Genomic DNA, 21,244 nt, shown 5'->3' with positions numbered 1-21,244 from the left:
GATGACCGCGCTCAGTGCCAAGATCCAGGACGTTTTCGACGAGCCTGCCTGCGACAAGAACCGTGGAAAGGACGCCAAGGCGCGCAAGGAGGGCTGCACAAGGCCGCTGACGCCAGGAGCGGCAGCGGGCGGTTGCGCGTTTGACGGGGCCAAGATCGTCCTGCAGCCGATCACTGACGTTGCGCACCTGGTCCATGCGCCGCTCGCCTGCGAGGGCAATTCCTGGGACAACCGAGGTGCTGCTTCGTCTGGGCCAACCTTGTGGCGCACAAGCTTCACGACCGACCTTACCGAACTCGATGTGGTGATGGGGCAGGGCGAGCGGAAGCTCTTCAAGGCGATCCGCGAAATCAAGGAAGCGTATGCGCCGCCGGCAGTCTTTGTCTATTCGACCTGCGTGACGGCGCTCATCGGCGATGATATCGAGGCAGTCTGTAAACGCGCCGCCGAAAAATTCGGCTTGGCCGTGGTTCCGATCAATGCGCCGGGATTGGCCGGCTCCAAGAACCTCGGCAACAAGCTCGCCGCCGAGGCGCTGCTCGACCATGTCATCGGCACGGTGGAACCCGACGACGCCGGGCCGTACGACATCAACATCCTTGGTGAATTCAACCTTTCCGGCGAATTCTGGCTGATAAAGCCGCTCCTTGATCGGCTCGGGATCCGGGTACGCGCCTGCATTCCGGGCGACGCGCGCTATCTCGACGTTGCTTCCGCGCACCGCGCCCGGGCGGCTATGGTGGTGTGCTCGACGGCCCTCATCAATCTAGCCCGCAAGATGGACAAGCGCTGGGACATCCCTTTCTTCGAGGGCTCCTTCTACGGGATCTCGGACACCTCGGAAGCCCTCCGCAAAATTGCTGAGCTGCTGGTGAGGAAGGGCGCCGATCGGGAGATCCTCGACCGCACAGAGACGCTGATTGCTGAGCAGGAGGCGGTTGCATGGAAGAAGCTCAAGGCCTACCGGCGGCGGCTCAAAGGCAAGCGCGTGCTGCTCAACACGGGTGGCGTGAAGTCCTGGTCGGTCCTCCATGCGCTGATGGAGATCGGCATGGAGATCGTGGGCACCTCGGTCAAGAAATCCACGGTCGAAGACAAGGAGCGCATCAAACAGATCCTAAAGGACGACAACCACGTGTTCGAGCAGATGGCAGCGCGCGACCTTTACGCCATGCTCTCAGAAGGCAAGGCCGATATCATGCTGTCGGGTGGGCGCACGCAATTCGTCGCGCTCAAGGCCAAGACGCCCTGGCTCGACATCAACCAGGAGCGCCAACACCCTTACGCCGGTTACGACGGCATGGTGGAACTCGTACGCCAGATCGACCTCGCCATTCACAACCCGATCTGGTGCCAGGTGCGGGACCGGGCCCCGTGGGATTGCCAGCCTGGTGTGAAGGACGAACAGCCGAGGACGAAGAACGATACCGCGACGGTGCACTCTGCCCAGGAATTCGCCGGCACGACGCCGACGATTTCGGCGAGTGTTGAGGAAATCTGATGACCCGAATCCTTGCCCAGACCAAATCAGCCTCGGTCAATCCACTGAAATCGTCACAGCCGCTGGGTGCCGCCTTGGCCTTTCTAGGGATCGACGGCGCAGTGCCGCTATTCCACGGCACCCAGGGCTGCACCAGCTTCGCGCTTGTGCTCTTCGTGCGGCATTTCAAGGAAACGATTCCCCTACAGACCACCGCAATGGATGAAGTGACAACCATCCTCGGCGGGTCAGACAATCTGGAAGAGGCGATCCTCAACCTCAAGACTCGCACGAAGCCAAAGCTGATCGGGGTCTGCACGACGGCGCTGGTGGAAACCCGTGGCGAAGATTCCGCAGGCAACATCGCCGACATCAGGCTGAAACGGGCGGAAGAACTCGCGGGTACTGAGATCGTGCTGGCCAACACGCCGGATTTCAGCGGCGCCCTCGAAGAGGGCTGGGCCAAGGCTGTCACCGCGATGATCGAAGGCATTACGCGGCCTGGCGAGCGGGCGCGCCAGTCAAACAAGATCGCAATCCTGCCCGGCTGGAACCTCACTGTGGCTGACATCGAGCATTTGCGCGAGATGGTTGAAAGCTTTGGGCTGCACCCGGTGATTTTGCCGGACCTCTCAGGCTCGCTTGATGGTACTGTGCCTGACCACTGGGTCCCGACCACCTATGGCGGTACGAGCGTCGAGGACATCCGCGAGCTCGGCACGGCCGAGCACTGCATTGCCATCGGCGAGCATATGCGCCGGCCGGCCGAGGTGCTGCACAAGGTGACCGGCGTTCCTTACGTGCTGCTCGAGTCACTGACCGGATTGAAGGACGCCGATCAGTTTGTTTCCCTGCTGTCCACGATTTCTGGCGAGTCTGTGCCGGCCAGTGTGCGCCGCCGGCGGGCGCAATTGCAGGATGCGCTGCTCGACGGACATTTCCATTTCGGAGGCAAGAAAATTGCTATCGCTGCTGAACCAGACCAACTCTATCAATTCGCAACCTTCTTCACGGGCATGGGCTCCAAAATCGCGGCGGCGGTCACGACGACCGATATGTCGGAAATTCTGGAAAAGGTTCCGACGGAGTCGATTCAGATCGGCGATCTCGGCGATTTGGAAACGCTTGCCGGCGGCGCTGATCTTCTGGTCACCCATTCACATGGACGCCAGGCGTCCCAACGTCTTGGCATTCCGCTCATGCGCGTCGGCTTCCCCGTCTTCGACCGGCTCGGCAGCCAGCACAAGCTCTCAATCCTCTATCAAGGGACCCGTGATCTGGTTTTCGAGGTTGCCAACATGTTCCAAGCCGACCGGCATGCGCCGACGCCTGAGGAACTTGATCCATTCCGCAAGCGGGAAACGCCAGGTGGGCCCCGTTCGTCGCCTCTCACTCGTCACTGACGAGGTTCAAGGTCCGATGCGTGAACGGCAAGCAGGCGCTTTGCGCGTGGCAATCGCAACCCAGGACATGAAGGAGCTCAATGCACATTTCGGGTCCGCCAAGCGCTTTGTCATCTACGATGTTACGCGCGAGGAATGGAACCTCCTGGAAGCCTTGGCCTTCGACGACGTCTCCGACGAAAGGGGGAAACATCGGACCGAGGGGGATGACCGCATCGCACCGAAGGTGGAAGCGCTGAAGGGCTGCCATCTCCTGTTTTGTCTGGCGATCGGCGGACCTTCGGCAGCCAAGCTTGTTTCGGCAAAGATCCATCCGATCAAGGTGCCGCAGCCACAACCCATCCAAGAGGTGCTGTTGCGCACGCAGACGATGCTGAGGACATGTCCTCCGCCCTGGCTGCGCAAGGTGCTGGCTGAGGCAGGTGTCGCCGGAGAGAAACCGTCCTTCGAGGACGAGGACTGAAACGAGGAAAGAGCGAAATGTTTGAAGTCGCGGTTAGCCCTGCTGTCAACGAGGACGAGGCGGCCCTTGCCAGCCCGTTCGTCAAATGCCTCGTGCGGTTGATCCGTGCTCAAGACTCCCACGGGTCATGGGAAGGCAAAGCGGACGCCGAGTTGCTGGCCGACTTCATCGTCAGCAAGGAACAGCGCCGTACGATTCCAATAATCGGCGATCCCGATCCGGACGTGCTGTGGAGGCTCGACAAGTTTTACACTGCCGTCGCCCTTGCGATCGAAGAGCGCTCCGGCCTGATGGCATCGCCGATGATCGAAATGAGCCATGAGGGCTTCGGGCGCGTGCTTTTCACCACCGGGCGTCTGGTCGTTCTGTCCAAGACCCTGCGCGACGTGCATCGGTTCGGCTTCGAGACCCTCCGCAAGCTCGCCGAGGCCGGCACGAAACTGGTCGGCGACGCAATCGCAGCCATCGAAACCTATCCCGAGGTAGCGCGCGCGTGATGAGAGCAGGTGTCGAGCGAAGGGGTCATGACAAGTCTTGAGCAGCCGCCATGGCCAGCCTGCGCAGCCGACGCGGTCCGGGCCGATGGGGCTCTTGAGGTAGCGCCGATGAAGCCACTTGTCCTGATCTGTTCGCATGATACCGAGTTCTATCTGTTCCTGAGCCACATACTGGAGGTGGACGGCTTCGCCAGTGAGCCGGCAGGCGGCGCCAAGGAAGCGCTTGCATTGGCCGACGAACGGGAATTCAAGGCCGTGGTGCTGGACTGCGGGCCAGCGAGCATAACCGGGTCTGCAATCTGCGCCCGGCTCAAGCGCGAGCCCCGGACCGGCCGGCTGCCGATTATTGCCCTGATCGCGCCCGGCGCCGAGAACCAGCACCTCGATCTCCTGAAGGCTGGCATTGACGAGAGCTTTGTGCGGCCGATCGCCCCGGCCAAGCTGCTCGACTGTCTACGGGAGAGGCTGGCGCTCACGAAGCGGGGCGCAAATGGTCTTGAAAACGGCGGCTGGCTCTCCTGTGGCGGCCTCGAGATGAAGCTCGACGCCCACCGGGTTCGCGGCAATGGCCACGACATCCACCTCGGACCCATCGAGTTCAACGTGCTGCGGCTTATGATTGAAGCTCCCGGGAAGGTCTTCAGCCGGGACGAACTTATCGGCGCGGCCTGGCCGCCCAACATCCATGTCGGTGCACGCACCGTCGATGTCCATATCAGCCGGATCAGAAAAGCCCTGAAAACGGCTTCGCCCGGCAGCGTCATTCGCACCGTCAGGTCGGCTGGCTATTCGCTCGAGAAGCCGGACGACTGAATCAAGTGCTGGGTGTGGTGCCACTCCCCTCCCGCGCGCGGTGAGCCGGTCTTGCGACCTGAAATGCCCCTAAACGAATACTCAGGAGAAGCAGGAAAATGGGTTTTAGAACCGTACTCTGTTTGACCGGCGCTGACCATTCCGATCAGGACGTCAGAACTGCCGCCGGCTTGTGTGCGGAAATCGGCGCGCACCTTTCCGTACTGATTATACCGCCTCCAATGCTCCTTATGTCGTATCCGTCGATCGGAGATGGTGCCCCCGAGTGGCCTGGAGGACGTGGACAGGCAATTGCCAGATTGAATGACCGGTTTCGACAAATCGACCGATTTACACAGGACGTGGCCAGACTGGAAAAACGCTCCAAAGACATCCAGAAACTGCTGAGAGCTATGTCGCTAGCCTATGACGTTGAGACCGACTATTGCGATCCGGCAAGCCTCGGCGAAGTGGCACGACAGCGCGCGCTCTGCGCCGACCTTACGGTCATCGGACCGGGGCTCCTCAACGACGAGAATCTCGGACCTCCTGTTGTCAACGGCTGCTTGTTCGATACGGGAAGGCCGGTGCTCGTTGTGCCGAATGGCAGTGAGGTGACCCTGTGGCCACGGCGCGTCCTGGTCGGCTGGGATTCGCGTGTCGAAGCGTCCCGTGCGGTTCGTGAAGCGCTGGGTCTCCTATGCGTTGCTGAGGAGGTTCGTGTCGCACTGGTCGATCCGAAGACGAACTACAACGGGAACGGCGCGGAGCCTGGAGCCGACATCGCTGCCTATCTCACTCGGCACGGTGCTCGGGTGTCGGTTGACCTACTGCCAAGTGCTGGCAAACCGGCTGCTATGGTGCTTGCGCAGCATGCAATCGACATTTCTGCCGACATGATAGTCATGGGCGCCTATGGCAGCCGTCGGCTGCGTGAGCGGCTCTTCGGCGGTGTGACCAGATGGATTTTTGAAAAGCCGACATTGCCGCTGTTTTTGGCTCGATGACGGTTCCGGAGCCGCACCGATGCTGTTCGAAGCTCTACCGTGATGCCTGCATTCATACCTTAGAGGCGCTCCATCGAAACAATCATTGAACATGAAAAGCATTGCTCGGGAGACGACGCCCGCCGGAAATCTCTCCAGTCATGCGCAATGCGGAAAGTGGAACGGAGTCCTCCCAGTTCTGATACCCAGGGTACACCACTCAATTTAACCGCTCGCTTTCCTGGCGCATCCTGCAGCACCACGAGCTGACGATTGTGCTCGCGACCGCGGGACGCATTCGATCCGCAGCTTTGTCGAGGCTGCCTTCAGGCATGTTGGGAGGGAGATCGTCTGGAAGGGGAAGGCGTTGACGAGGTAGGCCGCGAGTAAACAGGCGCTGATCTGAATAGAAGCGGCTATTTCGGTCCAGGCCGAGGTGGACCTGCCGATTGGCGAGGGCTGCTAAGGCGGCCACCAAGCACGGTTGGAAGCCAAAGACGACTTTGATGAGCTCGTCTAGTGTCGAGACCGATTGTCACGCTTCGGAATCACGGTCGTTTAAAGGGAAAGATAATGATCTCGCCGGAGGGCAAACGCGTCTGGTCTCCGGACACGGCCGGGATGGTTGGGGTGCGCAGTGGTGCGCCGCTATCCGGCGCGCCCGAGGCAAAGGCCCTACGTGGCTTGCTGTTGTAAAACCAACTCGCCGGATAGCCGGGCACTACGCCGGCGTTGTCAACGGAGTTCGGGCCAAAACCGTCTCTGTAGAACCCCACCGTATGAAAGATGAAGGTATCTAGTTCGATATCGACGAGAACGATGATGTGCGCCTTCCACCCGAACCTCGGGTCGAAGCCGCTCATCCGGTCCTGGAGCCGTGTGTCAACGCGCGCGGTCAGATAATCCTTGCTGCTTCCAGCGTAGAGAACATCTGCGCCGGATCCGCAGAGCTTGTCATTGTCCCTGCCGAAAATGCGCGGTTCGTCGCGGCCATTGTCAGCGGAGAGTTCGTCCCATGCCTTCTCGCCGCAGGATCCGTGATAGCTTTCCCGGGTCAAAGACTGGTCGTCGCCTCCGCAGTCGGCGATCCGGTCGATGCCACTAGAACCCAAGCTAACATCGTGACGCTCGTTGCCGAAGGCTTCGGAAGCTGGTTGACCGCTAAGAAATCGTTTCAGCTGTAGGATGAGTTTTTTGATCTCAATTCTCACAGACTGCAGCCCACCACGCGACGAAGCGCCTCCATATATCGCTCGTCGAGTCATCGCTCTAATCGATTGCCATTATGCTCTCATTTGCACGATGAATGTTCCCACCTGCATTTCGCCTTCCCGCCGAGCAGTGCGCATGGCACTGCGGCGGCCCACGGGTGGCCAATCATCTGAACATTCAAGATGCCAAACCGCCAACCGTGTGGTGGTCACGTATCTCGGCCACATCGTCGAGCAGACATTGTCGCCGCCCTACCACCCCTATACCGATGCACTTTTGTCGGCGATCCCGATTGCCGACACCTGTGTGGTCAAGAAACACATTGTGCTCGAAAGCCACATTTCCTCGGCGATGGATCCGCCGAGCGGCTGCCCCTTCCAGACGCGCTGTCCGCGCAAGCATCTGGTTCCCAGAGAAATTTGTGAGCGCGAGGTTCCGCCCGTCCGAATGCTGCCGGTAGCCATAATATCAAGTGCCACCTACCGGACGACGCGGTCTTCGCAGTGATGGAGCCGGTCATCAAACTCAAGCCTTAGCCCGAAGAGGAGGCGGGTGAGAGAGGCGGGATCGGGATAGGATCAATTCGGTCGTGTGTGCGCCAGCTGCTGTGCGGCCGTGTCGACGTCTCTACAGCCTCCATCGCTGTTAGGTCGCCATCCGGGTCGACTTAGGCGCGGCGCGCCTGCCGGTGCCCCTCCTCACCCGACAGGGCCCCTACTTTCAACCAAACCAATGACCGAGACGAATTTCCCGAAGGCCCCCCACGGGATCTTCTTGGGTAGAGATCGCCGAAGACAACGGCGTCGGCAACGCACGCCGACGTTAGGAACAAAGGATCTGAGCGGGAACGGCAAAAAATTCAGACATCCGTTCGATCACTTTTCTCCAATGGTGCTGATCCGGGACATCCCGTCCGTTGCACATCATCGGCAATCCCTCCGAACATTAGGGACAGGCTAACCCTTGGCACAGGAAATGCTAATTTGCGCATTTGGGTCCATTCAGTAAATCGAGAATCAGACCGCCGCCGCATTCGCAGACACCTGGGCAGGAAGAAAAGGAACGATATGACTCTTGAAAAGTGGACACGCTTGTCGTCGGCGGCGGCCAAGCGGGAGTGGCTATGAGCGAGCACCTGAGCAAGTGCAGGGTGCCTCATCTAATTCTTGAACGCGGCCGCATTGCCGAACGCTGGCGCTCGCAGCGGTGGGACTCCCTCGTTGCCAATGGCCCGGCCTGGTATGACCGGTTCCCGGGCATGGAGTTTCCGGGGACCGGTCCCGATGACTTGCCTCCAAAGGAGGAGGTCGCCGACTATTTTGTCGCTTATGCAAAGCAAATCAATGCGCGATCCGCTACGGCGTGGAGGTCAACTCGGGCAAAGAAATGTCGGGCGGCCCGGATTCCGCGTCGAGACGCCGGACGGCGTGATCGAAGCCAACAGCATCGTCGCCGCGACCGGACCTTTCCAGATCCCAGTCACGATCGCCCGCCGCGGGCCTATCGCGGGCGCGATTTCTAATGGTGGCTGGGCGTCCTCGGCAAGTGGGACGCCGAGACCCCGGGACCCGGCACCGAACACGTCACGGTCGCGGTGAGCGGCGCGCGGCGGCGAGACGATCGACTTCGGTCGTCTGGCCGCGCAGGGGCTTACGCTCCTCGGTATGACAAGCAAGTACCAGGACGGCGTGATGAGCTTCGCGCCCGATCTCGCGAAAAACATTGCCCTCGGCGACGTAAGCTTGATGTCGCTGCTGGATGAAGCCGACGCCTATGTTGCTCGCAACCGTCTCGACCTCTCGGAAGAGCCCGCGGCCCGTCGGGTCGACCAGGATCCGGAATGCGTGACCAATCCGGTCCGCGAGCTCGACCTGGCCGAGGCCGGGATAGCGGCGATCGTCTGGGCGACAGGCTTTGCTGTCGACTACAGCTGGCTGAAGGTCGACGCCTTCGACGAGAAGGGCCGGCCAAGGCACCACCGTGGCGTCTCGAGCCAGCCCGGCTCTATTGCCTGGGTTTACCTTGGCAGTCGCAAAGAGGGTCCAGCTTCTTCTGGGGCGCCTGGCATGATGCCAAACAGGTGGCCGACCGTATTTCGACGCAGTGAAAATATCTGGCCTACCATGCTGCCGCGAAGGGCCAGCCCGTGGATGCCTGACCTGACCCTGCCCGGCCTGCGGTGTGGAAGGATCACTGCCGCGAGCATCCATCTGCCCAGATCGTCGGTTATCCGACAATGTCGGGTTCCGGACGAGCTGGAATTCGAGAACTCATTGCTTGGGCAGACTTCTTTTCCGGCACGCCTCATGCATGGGAAGTTTTCGAACGCATTTGTGAGATGTCATCCCATGTTAGCCCCTCGAAGAACGAGCCGCGCCCGTTTGAAAAAGCCAAATCCTGTGGTGGAGGTAGCCGCTAGAAGCCGCCGTAACATCCGGAAAAGCTGCGCGACAGCATCACACGCGTCCTTCTCGCCCTTGGCGTGGGTTTGGCGTCCGCTGTCGATGTTGCCGACCTTGAGCCCAACGAGGACAGGCTTTTGCCCTCCTCATCTCGCCGAGCAACCGGGCACGCATCTTTGAGCCATTCTTCACCACGCGCCGCGATTGCGGCGGCACCGGCATGGGCCTCGGCATCGTGCTGGCCCTCCTGATAGCGCATGATGGCACGATCCGCCTGGTTGACTCCGAGCGCGGCACGCGCTTCGAGATCTTCCTGCCGGCTGCATGAATTGGAGCCTGATCCGAAAACCGTCTTTCGGGATCATGCTCTGGAACTGGAGAAGCGAAAAGTGCGCTACGACGTCGTCATCATCGGCGGAGCCATCGTCGGCTCCTCGATCGCCTATTATCTGCGCGAGGAAGGATTTTCGGGCTCGATCGCGCTGGTCGAGCGCGACCCGCAGTTCGCCCATGCGGCGACGACGCTGTCCTGTGCTTCGATCCGCCAGCAGTTTTCGATTCCGGAAAACATCCGGCTGTCGCAGTTCACGCTAAAACTGTTCCGGCGGCTGACGGAAGAATTCGGGGCCGACGCCGATATCGGCTTTCGCGAAGGCGGCTATCTTATCCTTGCCGGCGAGAACGGGTTGCCGATCCTCAAGGCCAACCACGAGACGCAGTTGGCCGAGGGCACCGACATCGTGCATGAAGATGCGGAGGCGCTCGTCCGCCGGTTTGCATGGCTGTCGGCCGACGGCATCACCGCCGGCGCTTATGGCCGCACGGGCGAGGGCTGGTTCGACGCGCATGCCATGCTGATGCTGTTCCGCAAGGCGCTGCGCGAGAAAAACATCGATTTCATCACCGCCGATGTGACCGGCATCGAACGGCAGGGCGAGCGTGTCACCAGCGTCAGCCTTGACAATGGCGAAAGGCTCGACGCCGGCATCGTCGTCAACGCCGCCGGGCCGAATGCCGGCAATGTTTCGGCAATGGCCGGACTGGTGCTGCCGGTGGAACCGCGCAAGCGCAATGTCTTCATCTTCGAGGCGCGCGAGAAATATGACGACATGCCGATGCTGGTCGATCCCTCAGGCATCTATGTCCGACCCGAAGGCTCGGTCTACATCACCGGCGGGGCCGAACCCGAAGAGGGCGACGGCCCCGCCGACCCCAACGATTTCGAGCCCGACTGGCCGCTGTTCGAAGAGGTGATCTGGCCGGTGCTGGCGACCCGCATTCCCGCCTTCGAAGCCATCAAGCCGACGCGCGCCTGGGCCGGCCACTACGACTACAACACGCTCGACCAGAACGCGGTGATCGGCCCGCATCCGCAGGTGGAGAATTTTCTCTTCGCCAACGGTTTTTCCGGCCACGGCCTGCAGCAGGCGCCGGCGGTCGGCAAGGCGCTGACCGAGCTGATCGTGCATGGCGGCTACCGCACGGTGGACTGCTCGGCGTTTGGGTACAGCCGAGTCGCTGAAGGGCGGGCATTCAGGGAATTGAACGTGATCTAACGCTGGCGTGACAGCGCCCCCCCTCTGGCATGCCGGCCATCTCCCCGCAAGGGGAGATCGGCAGCTTCACTGGCGGCTCCAAACTTCAGCCTTGGAGATTGGCGAAAGCAGCGATGACGGCCAATCTCCCCCCACACGGGGCAGGGCTACCGCATTTGAGTCATGAGTTGGAAGAGATAAGCATCGTTCCAGCCTGCACGCATCATTTTGCCACGCATGGTGTCCTTTTTGCTGTCCGTTCGAAAGGTATTAAGGCAGAAGCGCCAAGCGAGGTTTTCGGGGCCGTGATCCTTTCTGGTCCGGCAGTCGTCCTCGCAGAAGACCTCGTCGAGCTGCCAGTGCAGGCCATTCTCGACATCCCAGTGACGGCGCACGACGGCGAGCAGGACTCGCGTCCGCCAACTTACACCAGCTCCCTGCCCTTCGCGTCGATCGCGTTGGCAACCACCTCGTTCGTGGCCTCGTCGGGCAGCAGCATCTCGTTATGCGCCTTGCCGGACGGGATCATCGGGAAGCAGTTTGCCAGCGCGGCGACGCGGCAGTCGAAGATCACCGGCTTCTTGACCGAGATCATCTCCCTGATCGCGTCGTCGAGATCGCCGGGCTTTTCGCAGCCAATGCCGTGGCCGCCATAGGCCTCCGCCAGCTTGACGAAGTCCGGCATCGCCTCGGTGTAGGAGTGCGACAGCCGGTTGCCGTGCAGCAGCTGCTGCCACTGCCGCACCATGCCCATATACTGATTGTTCAGGATGAAGATTTTTATCGGCGCTTCGAACTGAACCGCGCAACTCATCTCCTGGATCGTCATCTGCACCGACGCGTCGCCGGCAATGTCGATGACCAGCGAGTCCGGATGCGCGATCTGCACGCCCAAAGCCGCCGGAAGGCCGTAACCCATCGTACCCAGCCCACCTGAAGTCATCCAGCGGTTCGGCTTCTCGAAATGGAAATACTGCGCAGCCCACATCTGGTGCTGGCCGACCTCGGTGGTGATGTAGGTGTCGAGATGTTTGGTCAGCTCGGAGAGCCGCTGCACCGCATATTGTGGCATGATCACCTCGTCGTTGGGCGTGTAGGCCAATGAATCGCGGGCGCGCCAGCGGGCGATCTGCTCCCACCACGGATGGAGCGGCTTCTTGTCGGCCCTTGCCGTCGCGCGCCACAGCCGCACCATGTCTTCCAGCACGCGGCCGACATCGCCGATGATCGGCACGTCGGCGCGGACGTTCTTGTTGATCGACGACGGATCGATGTCGATGTGGATCTTTTTCGAGTTTGGCGAGAACGCGTTCAGCCGCCCGGTAATGCGGTCGTCGAAGCGCGCGCCGATGCAGATCATCACGTCGCAATCGTGCATCGCCATATTGGCTTCGTAGGTGCCGTGCATGCCGAGCATGCCAAGCCAGTTCTTGCCGCTGGCCGGATAAGCGCCGAGACCCATCAGGGTCGAGGTGATGGGAAAGCCGGTCAGGTCGACCAGTTCGCGCAGCAGGGGGCTCGCTTCCGCGCCCGAATTGATGACGCCGCCGCCGGAATAGATGACCGGGCTCTTGGCCTCCATCATCAGCGCCACCGCGGCCTTGATCTTGTCGAGGTCGCCCTGGACCTTGGGCTGGTAGCTGGTGCGCGGCGCCGTCTGCGGCGGCGTGTACATGCCCCTGGCGAACTGAACGTCTTTCGGCACGTCGACGACCACCGGCCCGGGCCGGCCGGTCGTGGCGACATGAAACGCCTCGTGCAGGATGCCCGCCAGTTCGTTGACGTCCTTCACCAGCCAGTTGTGCTTGGTGCAGGGCCGCGTGATGCCGATCGTGTCACATTCCTGGAACGCGTCCGAGCCGATCAGCGAGGTCGGAACCTGACCGGTGATGCAGACCAGCGGGATCGAATCCATCAGCGCGTCCTGCAGCGGCGTCACCGCATTGGTCGCCCCGGGCCCAGACGTCACCAGCATCACGCCGGCCTTGCCGGTCGAGCGTGCATAGCCCTCGGCGGCATGGCCGGCGCCCTGCTCGTGGCGCACCAGAATGTGTTGGACGTCGTCTTGCTGAAAGAGCTCGTCATAAATCGGGAGAACCGCGCCGCCGGGATAGCCGAAGAGATGCTTGACGCCATTGTCCTTCAGCGCCTGCACGACCATTTCGGCGCCGGTCATTTCACGCCGTCCGGTTTCGTCCTGTCGGTTGCTCATCGGTCTGTCCCGTTCTTGTCGCCTGCGGCGATTGCTGGTCGTTTAGTCTTGTTTCAGGCAATAAAAAGGCCCCCGAGGGAGCCTGTGTGTAGCGCATGGGAGGTTTTCGCCCGGCGGTTACACCGCCTTGCCCACGCGCTTTCCTACTACGAGAATGAGTGTCATCTTCATGGGCGCGGAGACTAATTGCGGGAAAGGCATGGTGTCAATGAGCAAATTCGACACCTCTGCCTATCGGCTTTAATTGCTAAAGAAGCGGCCGAGAGCGTCGGCCGTCTGTTCGGGAATCCCTTCCGGGAAAAAGTGGCCGCCTTCAAGCTTCTTGCCTTGAACGTCATCCGCCCAGGCCCGCCAGAGCGCGATCGGTCCGCCTTCTGCGGCATACCAGGTATCGATTGGTCCGTTGGCGCTCCAAACGGCGAGCAGGGGAATCCGGCGGCCGCCGGCCCAATCCGCCCTGTCGTGCTCGCGGTCGATTGTCGCTGCCGCTCGATGTTTCTCGCAGATTGCATGGACGTGGTAGGGATCGCGAAGGCGTCGACATAGGCTGCTTGGACTTCAGCGGAAAATGCGTCGGGCGACGAGCCCCATTCTCCGAGCGCATTATCAATGATGGCATCGGCGGCTGCGGACACGATGCGCTCGGGCAACGGCTCGGGCTGCGCCAGCAGCGACCATGGCCAGAATGCCAATACGAGCCTCGCGTCGGCCTCTCCCACGTTGTCTCCGTCGGCAGGACGTCGAGCACGGCGAGCCGGTTGATACGGTCAGGATGGCCAAGCGCCATGCGATAGGCGACGCGTCCCCCGAAACGAAGAGGGCGGACGGCGGAGGAAGAGTTGTTCGATCGCGAGCTGGAACACTTGCCGGCAGAGGCGCGCTGGCGCGAATGGATGCACCGGGTGGAAGCGATGATTTTTGCTGCGAGCGAGCCGGTCGGCCGCGAGACGCTCGCCCGCATCGTCGGCAAGAATTGGGGCATCGAGCTGCTCATTGACGACATTCGCGAGGAGCTGCGCGGCCTGCCCTACGATCTGGTCGCGATCGCCGGCGGCTGGCAGCACCGTAGCCGGCCTACGCCGATGCCATTCATGTCGCGTCAGGCGAGAGCGAACAGAGCAGCGATCTGTCGCAATCGGAGGCGCTGGTGCTGATGACGATCGCCTATTTCCAGCCGATCACCCGCAGTGAGCTGTCGAGCTTCTTTTGGCCGTGAGATCAGCCGCGATCTGATCGCCAACCTGTTGGAGAACGATGCGGGACGCTTGAGACAGATTAGAGGCAGTTGGGTAGACGGACATGCGCTCGACATCCACACGACGGGAAGTGTCTATCTCGGCGTGAACGAGACGGGCACGACGTCTATGACACTACGCGCTTCGAAGTCGGCGAGTTGCTCTACCGCTTGAAAATATCGCGCTGATCTTAAGGCTGCAGAGGAACTGGTCGCGATGGCCGCAGCCTACATCGCACCAAACGCGGCGAATTTCGATGTGCCATCCCGGTTGCGAACTGCATCGTGACCACGCGCCCGCCGACACAATTGAAGGGCGTAGTTGATCCACAGCGCCGCCGCGAACTGCAGTTGTGAGCGTCAAGTTCTTGTGTGGATGCCAGCCATTTTGCAAGGAGGAACCTGAAGCATTGGACATGTGATCGAGTGCGGGCATGTGTCAGGCCTTGATTTGCGGCCGTTCCATGTGCCGCGGGCCGGTATGGTGATGCGCGGATCAGGTCCAAATCAGCAAAGCGAGCTTGCGTGGGCTCTCAACTTGACTCTGGTTTTCCTGACCCCGATCTGATCGATCATTTGCCCATGCAGTTCATGCCTTCATTGTATTAAATATTCGTAGAAACGAGCCGGTGACGATGTCGAGATTGGGCGCGTGCTCGCGCAGCATGGGTAGGAGAGGCGGCAGCAAGATCAGGGCTTGATGGTCGGGTATCGCCATTATCGTCTTTGATCGCCATTCCCCCTGGCGGTTCACCATCCCGCGGAGCGCATCCAACACCGGCGGCAGCATTCGGGCCAACCGTTCGGCCTGCGGCGTCGGGACCATGCCGCTCGAGCCGCGAACCAAAAGATCGTCATTGAAAATGCCACGCAGCCTTGTCAATGCTCGGCTCATCGACGGTTGGCTCAAGCGCACGTGCCGAGCCGCATGCGTGACGTTGCGGTGCTCCAGCAGCGCCTCAAGAGACAACAGTAAATTCAGGTCAATGGATGCCAGCATTTGATGTTGCCGTGCGGCGTGAGCGCCCTCGACAATCAGTCGTGGCCGCTCGTTTGAAGGAACCTGCCGACTGCAAGAGAGCTCACCCATGTCTTTTTCCTCTTGTTTTAATATGGAATGTGCTCAAGCTAACGTCTTGAGATCTGGCGTGCGGTGTAGGTCGATGCTGCTTAGCACATCAGCGATGTCGCCAACCGGGTGGGTCGACATATTCAATACACGGGGTCTCGATCAGCGAAGCGATGACAGTCGAATGCTCGACACCGACGGACCCGGCGACGAGAGCCCTTATTGCGGATCGGCTCAACTAGTTTGACGAGGGGCCGCAGCCGCAAGTTCGTCGCTCCCGTGCCAGCACAATCGGCTACAACCGACCTGGGTAGTTGGTCTGCGGTCTTCGCCATCGGGGTTACCACAGCACATTAACCACGCCTCGGCGAGGCCGGAATGCTGCCCTGATTCACTTGGTCGCGATCAGCCTCATGCTGGCAAGTCCGCCGCCTAGAGCTTTGCGAGAAGCCGTGGCACCATCGATAGGATATCGTGGCCGTGGAGACTGTTCTTCATTGCGCTCCAACGGTCTTTCCGTTCCTCTGGCGACATGCGAAATGCCTTTTCCGTGGAGGCCGCCACAGCCTCTGGGTCATAGGGATGGATAAGCTCATAATGTTCTTGATGGTCACTCCTGTTGACTGCTAGCTCTTGGCTTTGATCACAACCACGTTAGGAGCGGTCAGCAGGTGGGACAATCTCATTAGGCGCATGGCAGAATAGCACACACAAATAGGAACTAAGCGGGGCAGGAACTGAATTCCCAAAGCTTCGGTTTTGGATCATGGAGCGCGGCCGCCGCAACTATCCTGCGCAGCCAGCCAGGCCGAAGTTTCATCGACGGTGGCGGTGGTGGCAGAACGGGAGGAAAGGTTCGCGGCAAAGTGATTGTTCCTCACTTTGAAGGCGCTGCGTCTCAGTCTACCCCATGGTGGGAGAAGGTGGATGGGCGGGCGGCGCCGAGCCGGATGAGCAACCGTTTTCATGTTGCCGGGCCTCAGTTGAGCGTCATCGTTGGCTGGATCCGGGAGACCCGCGGCGGCAGCTTTCGGCGAGGTGATCATGGAACGATTTCTCCTTGGTCCGCGACGTGTCTGCTCACGGCGCATGTACCGTGCCAAGTGTGAAAACCGTTCAAACGCAAGGTGATGAATTCGCCTCAGCTACGTTGCGTATCCGATATTGTCGGACATTGGACAGGACCGAACGCAAAGCCCTCGCGGTGAGACGATATGTTGCTCGTGCGGAAGAGGATTGAGCGCTACTGCCGCGCAAATGGGATAGGATGTGCCTCGAACTGGCCGCGAGCACCTGAGAGCGTTGGAATTTGAGTGCGAGCTGGTGAAGGCCTGGAGACGATGGTGATCGGCGAGGTGGGCTTCCTCGATCGGCAGGCCAGGATCGCTACGAGCAGAGGAGTCAGGAGCGGTTCGGTTGGCCGGGAAGGGAGATGGCCGCCAGGCGACTCGCAGTGGAACGGTGCTGCATCGAGCATTCCCGCTCGAACAGATGCATGACCGCCCACCCCGTATTCGGCAATTGGCCGGAGCCGCTTGAGCTGAACGAAGAGCCGCCGTGCAGTGCCGTTCAGAAAGCTCGAATTTAGCGTAGGGGTCTTCTCCACGAGGAGCGTTGGTCCATCATGTGGTCTCATCGGTGGCTCCTTCGACTCAGGTTGAAGATCAGCAACCCGACCCTGCCGGGGAGCATCGATGACCACCAACACGCCGCTCGCTCGCTTCAGCGCTGTTGAGGCGCGCTCGCGAGCGGCTTCGTCACCGCCGACTTACGCCACTCAGCAAGGCACGCCCCCGCATTCCGCTTTTCTGCAGTCTAACAATGTCGGGTATGGCCACGGCGGTTTGCAGCTATCCTATTGAAACCGAATAATTTCAGATTTGGCACGGAACATGCGCAAATAGCTGCAGACGCATGAGTAGAGGAGAGACAGCATGGTGCCGAGACATCCTGATACGCGGGAGTACGTGCGATTCCGGGGCGCGATACCACCGGCCGCGGACTCGAGGTAGGTCGTCGGCATGCGATGTGCCGGTAAGATGCGGCGACTGTTTTTGACATAGGTGGCGCTTTTTGGCCTGACGGCGGGCGCCACCGCTGCCGAGGTGCCGGTGATCGCCGAGTCTGCGTCGGTAGCCGGGGCGGCCTGAGTCTTTTCGTTCGAGGGTGGACTCACGCTACTGGTACAGTACCGGCGAAGCATCGAAGAACCTTTACGATTCCAGCGGCATGTCGCTGCTCTCGTGACTCACCTATGACCATCTCGATGCGCACTCGGAGGAAGTATTCTTCAATGCCATCCACAATCCGACTGGCATTTTCCTCAAGGGCCTCCTCGGTGCGGGCGGGATTACGGAGGGGTCTTTCGTCGACGAGGATTGGCTGGCTGGGGGCTCCCATTCGAGCACGTTAGCGATCAGGACTTCTCCGCGAGAAGGGCTCCGGTTATGAAGGAGCCCCTTAGGGCAGGTACTCCCTAGAGCACGCATGTTGCCCGTCAGGAAGTCGACCGACTTCATGCGGAGAGCGTCGACATGTGCACAATGATTTCTGCCGCCGCGACATCCGGCGTCCTACAGCATGACTTTCCAGATGCAGAAGAAGAAAGAGGCCGTGATCGTCACGTGTGATCGGGCGTTGAGAATTCCCTGATTGTAGGCATCGAAGATCCCTTATTGGCGCGGACGCCGACTCTGGAATCGGTCACCCGACCAGTTCCTGGATGTTCTCAAGGAACTCCCTGTGATGATGACTGCGGCCCTGCTGCACCCGCCTGGAGGCTCTCCTCCAAGGCGACTCTCGGCGGTGCTGCGGACCGGCGTGAGAAGCCAAATCCAAAATGCGTATTCCGAAAACCGAAAGAAGTAAGAGACATGGACGAGATTGGCGCTTTGACCCTCGGGCTACTGGTTCAGCGGGCATCGGGATCGGCAACCACTCAGACGCTGCCCAACGGTTCGAACGGTGCACATTCCCCGCCAGCGCCGGCCGATTTTGAGCGGGCACTTAACATAAACGACCGCTATAGCGGACTCACTGTCAATCTCCCAGAAATGCCTTTCTGGCTGACGGGGGGTGAAGCCTTCGTCTACCGCCTGACTAGCCACGGCAAGCGCCAGTTCATGCTGGTCGATGTCGCCACGGGCGTGAAGCGGCCGCCCTTCGATCAGGCCCGTCTGGCGGCGGCGCTAAACGGGGCGAGCCATAAGCGGTATCAGGCCGACGATCTTCCCTTCGAGCGTTTCGACCTGACCGAGGATGGTCGCAGGCTCGACTTCCAGATTGAAGACACCTGGTGGAGCTGCGACCTTGTAAGCTATGACTGTACCAGCACCACATTGGATTTGGACGACCCGGAACTTTGGCCGCTCGGCCACCTATACACGCCGCCGGCGCAGAACGACCCCGACAACTGCAGCGCGTCGCCCGACGGCAAATGGATCGCCTATATCAAGAACCACAATGTTTTCCTGCGCAGCAAGGACGGATTGCAGGATGTTGCGCTGAGCCGGGATGGATCCGAGGGCAATTACTACGTCTTTTCGACACTGAGCTGGTCGCCGGACTCGCGCCACCTCGCGGCTTACCGCGTTCGCCCCGGCTTCAACCGGGAGCTCCACTACCTCGATTCGTCGACGGACCAGTTGCAGCGCGAATATTCGGCAATGGTCTATCCCAAGCCGGGCGATGTCCTTCCGCTGCCCCAGCCGGTCCTGTTCGACATTGCCGCCCGCCGCCAGATCGTGATCGACAACGCCCTGTTCTCCAACCCCTTCAAACTTTCCGCTCTCCAATGGTGGGCAGACGGTCGCGGCTTCACTTTCGAATATAACCAGCGCGGCCATCAGCTCTATCGGCTGGTCGAGGTAGACGCCCGCACAGGGCGCGCACGCTCGCTGATCGAAGAGACCAGCACGACCTTCGTTGATTACCGGCCGCTGGTGATGAACCAGCGCCGTACCGGGAAAGTCTTTCGTTACGATGTCGACGACGGGAAGGAGATCATCTGGGCGTCCGAGCGCAATGGGCATGAGCACCTGTATCTGTTCGACGGCCAGACGGGCGCGCTCAAGAACCAGATCACCTTCGGTGAATGGGTGGTCCGGGGGGTCAACCATGTCGATCCGGTCAAGCGCCAGATCTGGTTCGAGGCGAGCGGGATGAACCCGGGGGAGGATCCCTACTTCGTCCATGGCTACCGCATCGGCTTCGACGGGAAGGGGCTGACTGAGCTCACGCCCGAGCCGGCCAATCACCATATCGAGTTCTCTCCTGACGGCCGCTATTACGTCGATCTCTGGTCACGCATCGATCTACCGCCGCGCATGATGCTCTACCGCGCCGGCGACAATGCCAAACTCATGCAGGTGGAGACCGCCGACATCTCCGAGCTCGTCGCCGCCGGCTGGCAGCCTCCACTCAGCTTCCAAGCCAAGGGGCGCGACGGCAAGACTGACATCTGGGGCGTCATCCACCTGCCCGCCAATTTCGATCCGAAGAAGAAGTACCCGGTGGTGGAGAATATCTATGCCGGGCCCCAGGGCTCCTTTGTCCCAAAATCCTTCTCAAGGCGGACAGAGCCGCTCACGCAGCTGGGCTTCGTCGTTGTGCAGATCGATGGCATGGGTACCAACAACCGCTCGCGCGCCTTTCATGACGTTGCCTGGAAAAATCTGAATGACGCAGGCTTTCCCGATCGCATCCTATGGCACAAGGCGGCCGCCGCGAGGTATCCGTGGTACGATATCTCCAATGTCGGCATTTTCGGCGGGTCCGCAGGCGGCCAGAGCGCGGTGGGCGCGCTGCTCTTCCATCCCGAATTCTATAAGGTCGCGGTCGCCAACAGCGGCTGCTACGACAACCGGATAGACAAGATCTGGTGGAACGAACAGTGGATGGGGTGGCCAGTCGGCATTGAATATTCCCAATCCTCCGCCATCGACAATGCTTACAGGCTGCAGGGTAGGCTGATGCTCGTCGTCGGCGAAATGGACCACAATGTCGACCCGTCCTCCACGTTCCAGGTTGCCGACCGGCTCATCAAGGCGGGCAAAGATTTCGACATGGTCTATGTGCCTGGTGCCGATCACGGCGCGCCAGGCATCTATACTAAGCGCAAACTCCTGGACTTCTTCGTTCGCAACATTCTCAGGCAGACCCCACCCGACTGGAACGCCACACCAGTCGAGCTCGAATAAGACAAATCGTTACGATCGATGGCGCCGGTAGCTTGTGCCTCTTGCAATTGTTCGCTCGCCTTCATGGCTGTAATCAGGGGGACGCGCGAGCAGATCGTCCCCGCTCGACGAGCGTGTGCGTCTAACACTTGCGCTGCGTAGCGAGGATAGGCTCGCCGCGACAATATCGACGCGTTGGGTCGGCAGCACAATCTATCTGGGCAATACAGCACGTGGTTTGCCGAAGCATTCACAGCACTACACGCGACTTTGCCAGGCTCTCGTCCCGGCGACGCGGACCCTCAGGAGAGCCGTTCGGCTCGCACAAATCCTCATCTCCTATGCCATCACTGGCAGCCTTGCTGAACGGAATTCGGTAGCTTCCACCGACATGCGATGGAGCACGATGCCCAACTAGCGGGCAAGGGCCACCTTGGCGCGCTCCATGCGCCCGACGTTTCGCCACGGAGAGCGCCCAGTCTTTCAGGCTCGAGAAGCGGGTTGCCCGCTTTGAGCATGATGTGCGCCGCTTCAAAGCGCCCGGTTCGCACCATGGTATCGCCGACCTTGCTACACCACCGTCCCGATCGGTTTCACCGGATTGATATTTTGGGCGTAAGCCCGAAGTAGGCTCCGACCGTATTGGATTTTCCAAAGCGCATCCGGTCGTCCACCGCCGCGCGATAGGTCAGTGCGACCAAGGCGCCGACGCGCCAGGTGTGCGCTATCAGCGCGCAATCTTCAGCGGTCGGAGAGGTCAGTCGTGGAAAGTTTGAGGCGCG

12 protein-coding genes and 5 pseudogenes are annotated in these 21,244 nt (G+C 60.6%); 13 read left to right on the top strand and 4 right to left on the bottom strand.

Features of this window, described 5'->3' with window-relative positions; all coding sequences use genetic code 11:
* Nucleotide 1: 1 nt before the first annotated feature.
* From nifE to AC0L17_RS24385, 6 genes are all read left to right on the top strand, one after another.
* Entirely contained in the window at nt 2–1,501 is a 1,500-nt protein-coding gene (nifE, locus tag AC0L17_RS24410; RefSeq protein ID WP_473517684.1) for a nitrogenase iron-molybdenum cofactor biosynthesis protein NifE, read from the top strand.
* Nucleotides 1,501–2,883 (top strand): nitrogenase iron-molybdenum cofactor biosynthesis protein NifN, encoded by a 1,383-nt coding sequence (gene nifN / locus AC0L17_RS24405; protein ID WP_473517683.1) that lies wholly within the window; start codon nt 1,501–1,503, stop codon nt 2,881–2,883. The genes nifE and nifN overlap by 1 nt, the downstream gene beginning before the upstream one ends.
* Nucleotides 2,849–3,346 (top strand): nitrogen fixation protein NifX, encoded by a 498-nt coding sequence (nifX, locus tag AC0L17_RS24400; protein ID WP_163603092.1) that lies wholly within the window; start codon nt 2,849–2,851, stop codon nt 3,344–3,346. The genes nifN and nifX overlap by 35 nt, the downstream gene beginning before the upstream one ends.
* 17 nt (nt 3,347–3,363) lie before the next feature.
* Nucleotides 3,364–3,843 (top strand): NifX-associated nitrogen fixation protein, encoded by a 480-nt coding sequence (locus AC0L17_RS24395; protein WP_473517682.1) that lies wholly within the window; start codon nt 3,364–3,366, stop codon nt 3,841–3,843.
* 108 nt (nt 3,844–3,951) lie between these two features.
* Nucleotides 3,952–4,656: a response regulator transcription factor gene (locus AC0L17_RS24390; RefSeq protein ID WP_065010719.1), complete on the top strand. Its 705-nt coding sequence runs from the start codon at nt 3,952–3,954 to the stop codon at nt 4,654–4,656.
* A gap of 98 nt (nt 4,657–4,754) precedes the next feature.
* Nucleotides 4,755–5,642 (top strand): universal stress protein, encoded by an 888-nt coding sequence (locus AC0L17_RS24385; RefSeq protein WP_473517681.1) that lies wholly within the window; start codon nt 4,755–4,757, stop codon nt 5,640–5,642.
* A gap of 527 nt (nt 5,643–6,169) precedes the next feature.
* On the opposite strand, the gene AC0L17_RS24380 is transcribed toward AC0L17_RS24385, so the two are convergent.
* Nucleotides 6,170–6,832, bottom strand: a complete 663-nt coding sequence (locus AC0L17_RS24380; protein WP_473480573.1) for a hypothetical protein — start codon at nt 6,830–6,832, stop codon at nt 6,170–6,172.
* A gap of 193 nt (nt 6,833–7,025) precedes the next feature.
* On the opposite strand from AC0L17_RS24380, the pseudogene AC0L17_RS24375 reads away from it, so the two are divergent.
* The 4 genes and pseudogenes from AC0L17_RS24375 to AC0L17_RS24360 all read left to right on the top strand — a co-directional run.
* Nucleotides 7,026–7,369: pseudogene (locus AC0L17_RS24375) on the top strand (oligopeptide/dipeptide ABC transporter ATP-binding protein); the annotation flags it as partial.
* Nucleotides 7,370–7,956: 587 nt separating this feature from the next.
* Nucleotides 7,957–8,940, top strand: a pseudogene (locus AC0L17_RS24370) (NAD(P)/FAD-dependent oxidoreductase).
* A gap of 443 nt (nt 8,941–9,383) precedes the next feature.
* Nucleotides 9,384–9,563: pseudogene (locus AC0L17_RS24365) on the top strand (ATP-binding protein); the annotation flags it as partial.
* A 61-nt stretch (nt 9,564–9,624) separates the two neighbouring features.
* Complete coding sequence (locus tag AC0L17_RS24360; protein ID WP_473517680.1) at nt 9,625–10,791, top strand: NAD(P)/FAD-dependent oxidoreductase; 1,167 nt, start codon at nt 9,625–9,627, stop codon at nt 10,789–10,791.
* Between the two features lie 403 nt (nt 10,792–11,194).
* Here AC0L17_RS24360 and AC0L17_RS24355 read toward each other — a convergent pair whose 3' ends face one another.
* Nucleotides 11,195–12,982 carry an acetolactate synthase 3 large subunit gene (locus tag AC0L17_RS24355; protein WP_473480568.1) on the bottom strand — a complete coding sequence of 596 codons (1,788 nt, stop codon included), beginning with the start codon at nt 12,980–12,982 and terminating at the stop codon, nt 11,195–11,197.
* Between the two features lie 186 nt (nt 12,983–13,168).
* Between AC0L17_RS24355 and AC0L17_RS24350 the strand changes: the two genes are divergently transcribed.
* Both AC0L17_RS24350 and AC0L17_RS24345 read left to right on the top strand, forming a co-directional pair.
* Nucleotides 13,169–13,528, top strand: a complete 360-nt coding sequence (locus AC0L17_RS24350) for a hypothetical protein (RefSeq protein WP_156768484.1) — start codon at nt 13,169–13,171, stop codon at nt 13,526–13,528.
* Between the two features lie 293 nt (nt 13,529–13,821).
* A complete protein-coding gene (locus AC0L17_RS24345; RefSeq protein WP_348626653.1) occupies nt 13,822–14,136 on the top strand; it encodes an SMC-Scp complex subunit ScpB in 315 nt (104 codons plus the stop codon).
* Between the two features lie 702 nt (nt 14,137–14,838).
* Here AC0L17_RS24345 and AC0L17_RS24340 read toward each other — a convergent pair.
* Nucleotides 14,839–15,216: pseudogene (locus AC0L17_RS24340) on the bottom strand (LysR family transcriptional regulator); the annotation flags it as partial.
* Nucleotides 15,217–18,158: 2,942 nt separating this feature from the next.
* Here AC0L17_RS24340 and AC0L17_RS24335 point away from each other — a divergent pair.
* The gene (locus AC0L17_RS24335) at nt 18,159–20,483 is read left to right on the top strand and encodes a S9 family peptidase (protein WP_473517701.1); all 2,325 of its coding nucleotides are present in this window, start codon (nt 18,159–18,161) and stop codon (nt 20,481–20,483) included.
* Nucleotides 20,484–20,879: 396 nt separating this feature from the next.
* Here the strand turns inward: AC0L17_RS24335 and AC0L17_RS24330 are convergent.
* A pseudogene (locus AC0L17_RS24330) lies at nt 20,880–21,172 on the bottom strand (transposase); the annotation flags it as partial.
* Nucleotides 21,173–21,244 lie beyond the last annotated feature (72 nt).

The sequence above is a fragment of the Mesorhizobium sp. WSM4829 genome (assembly GCF_055811475.1).
The sequence above is the reverse complement of the archived record's forward strand: the minus strand, read 5'-3'. Positions and strand labels throughout refer to the sequence as shown.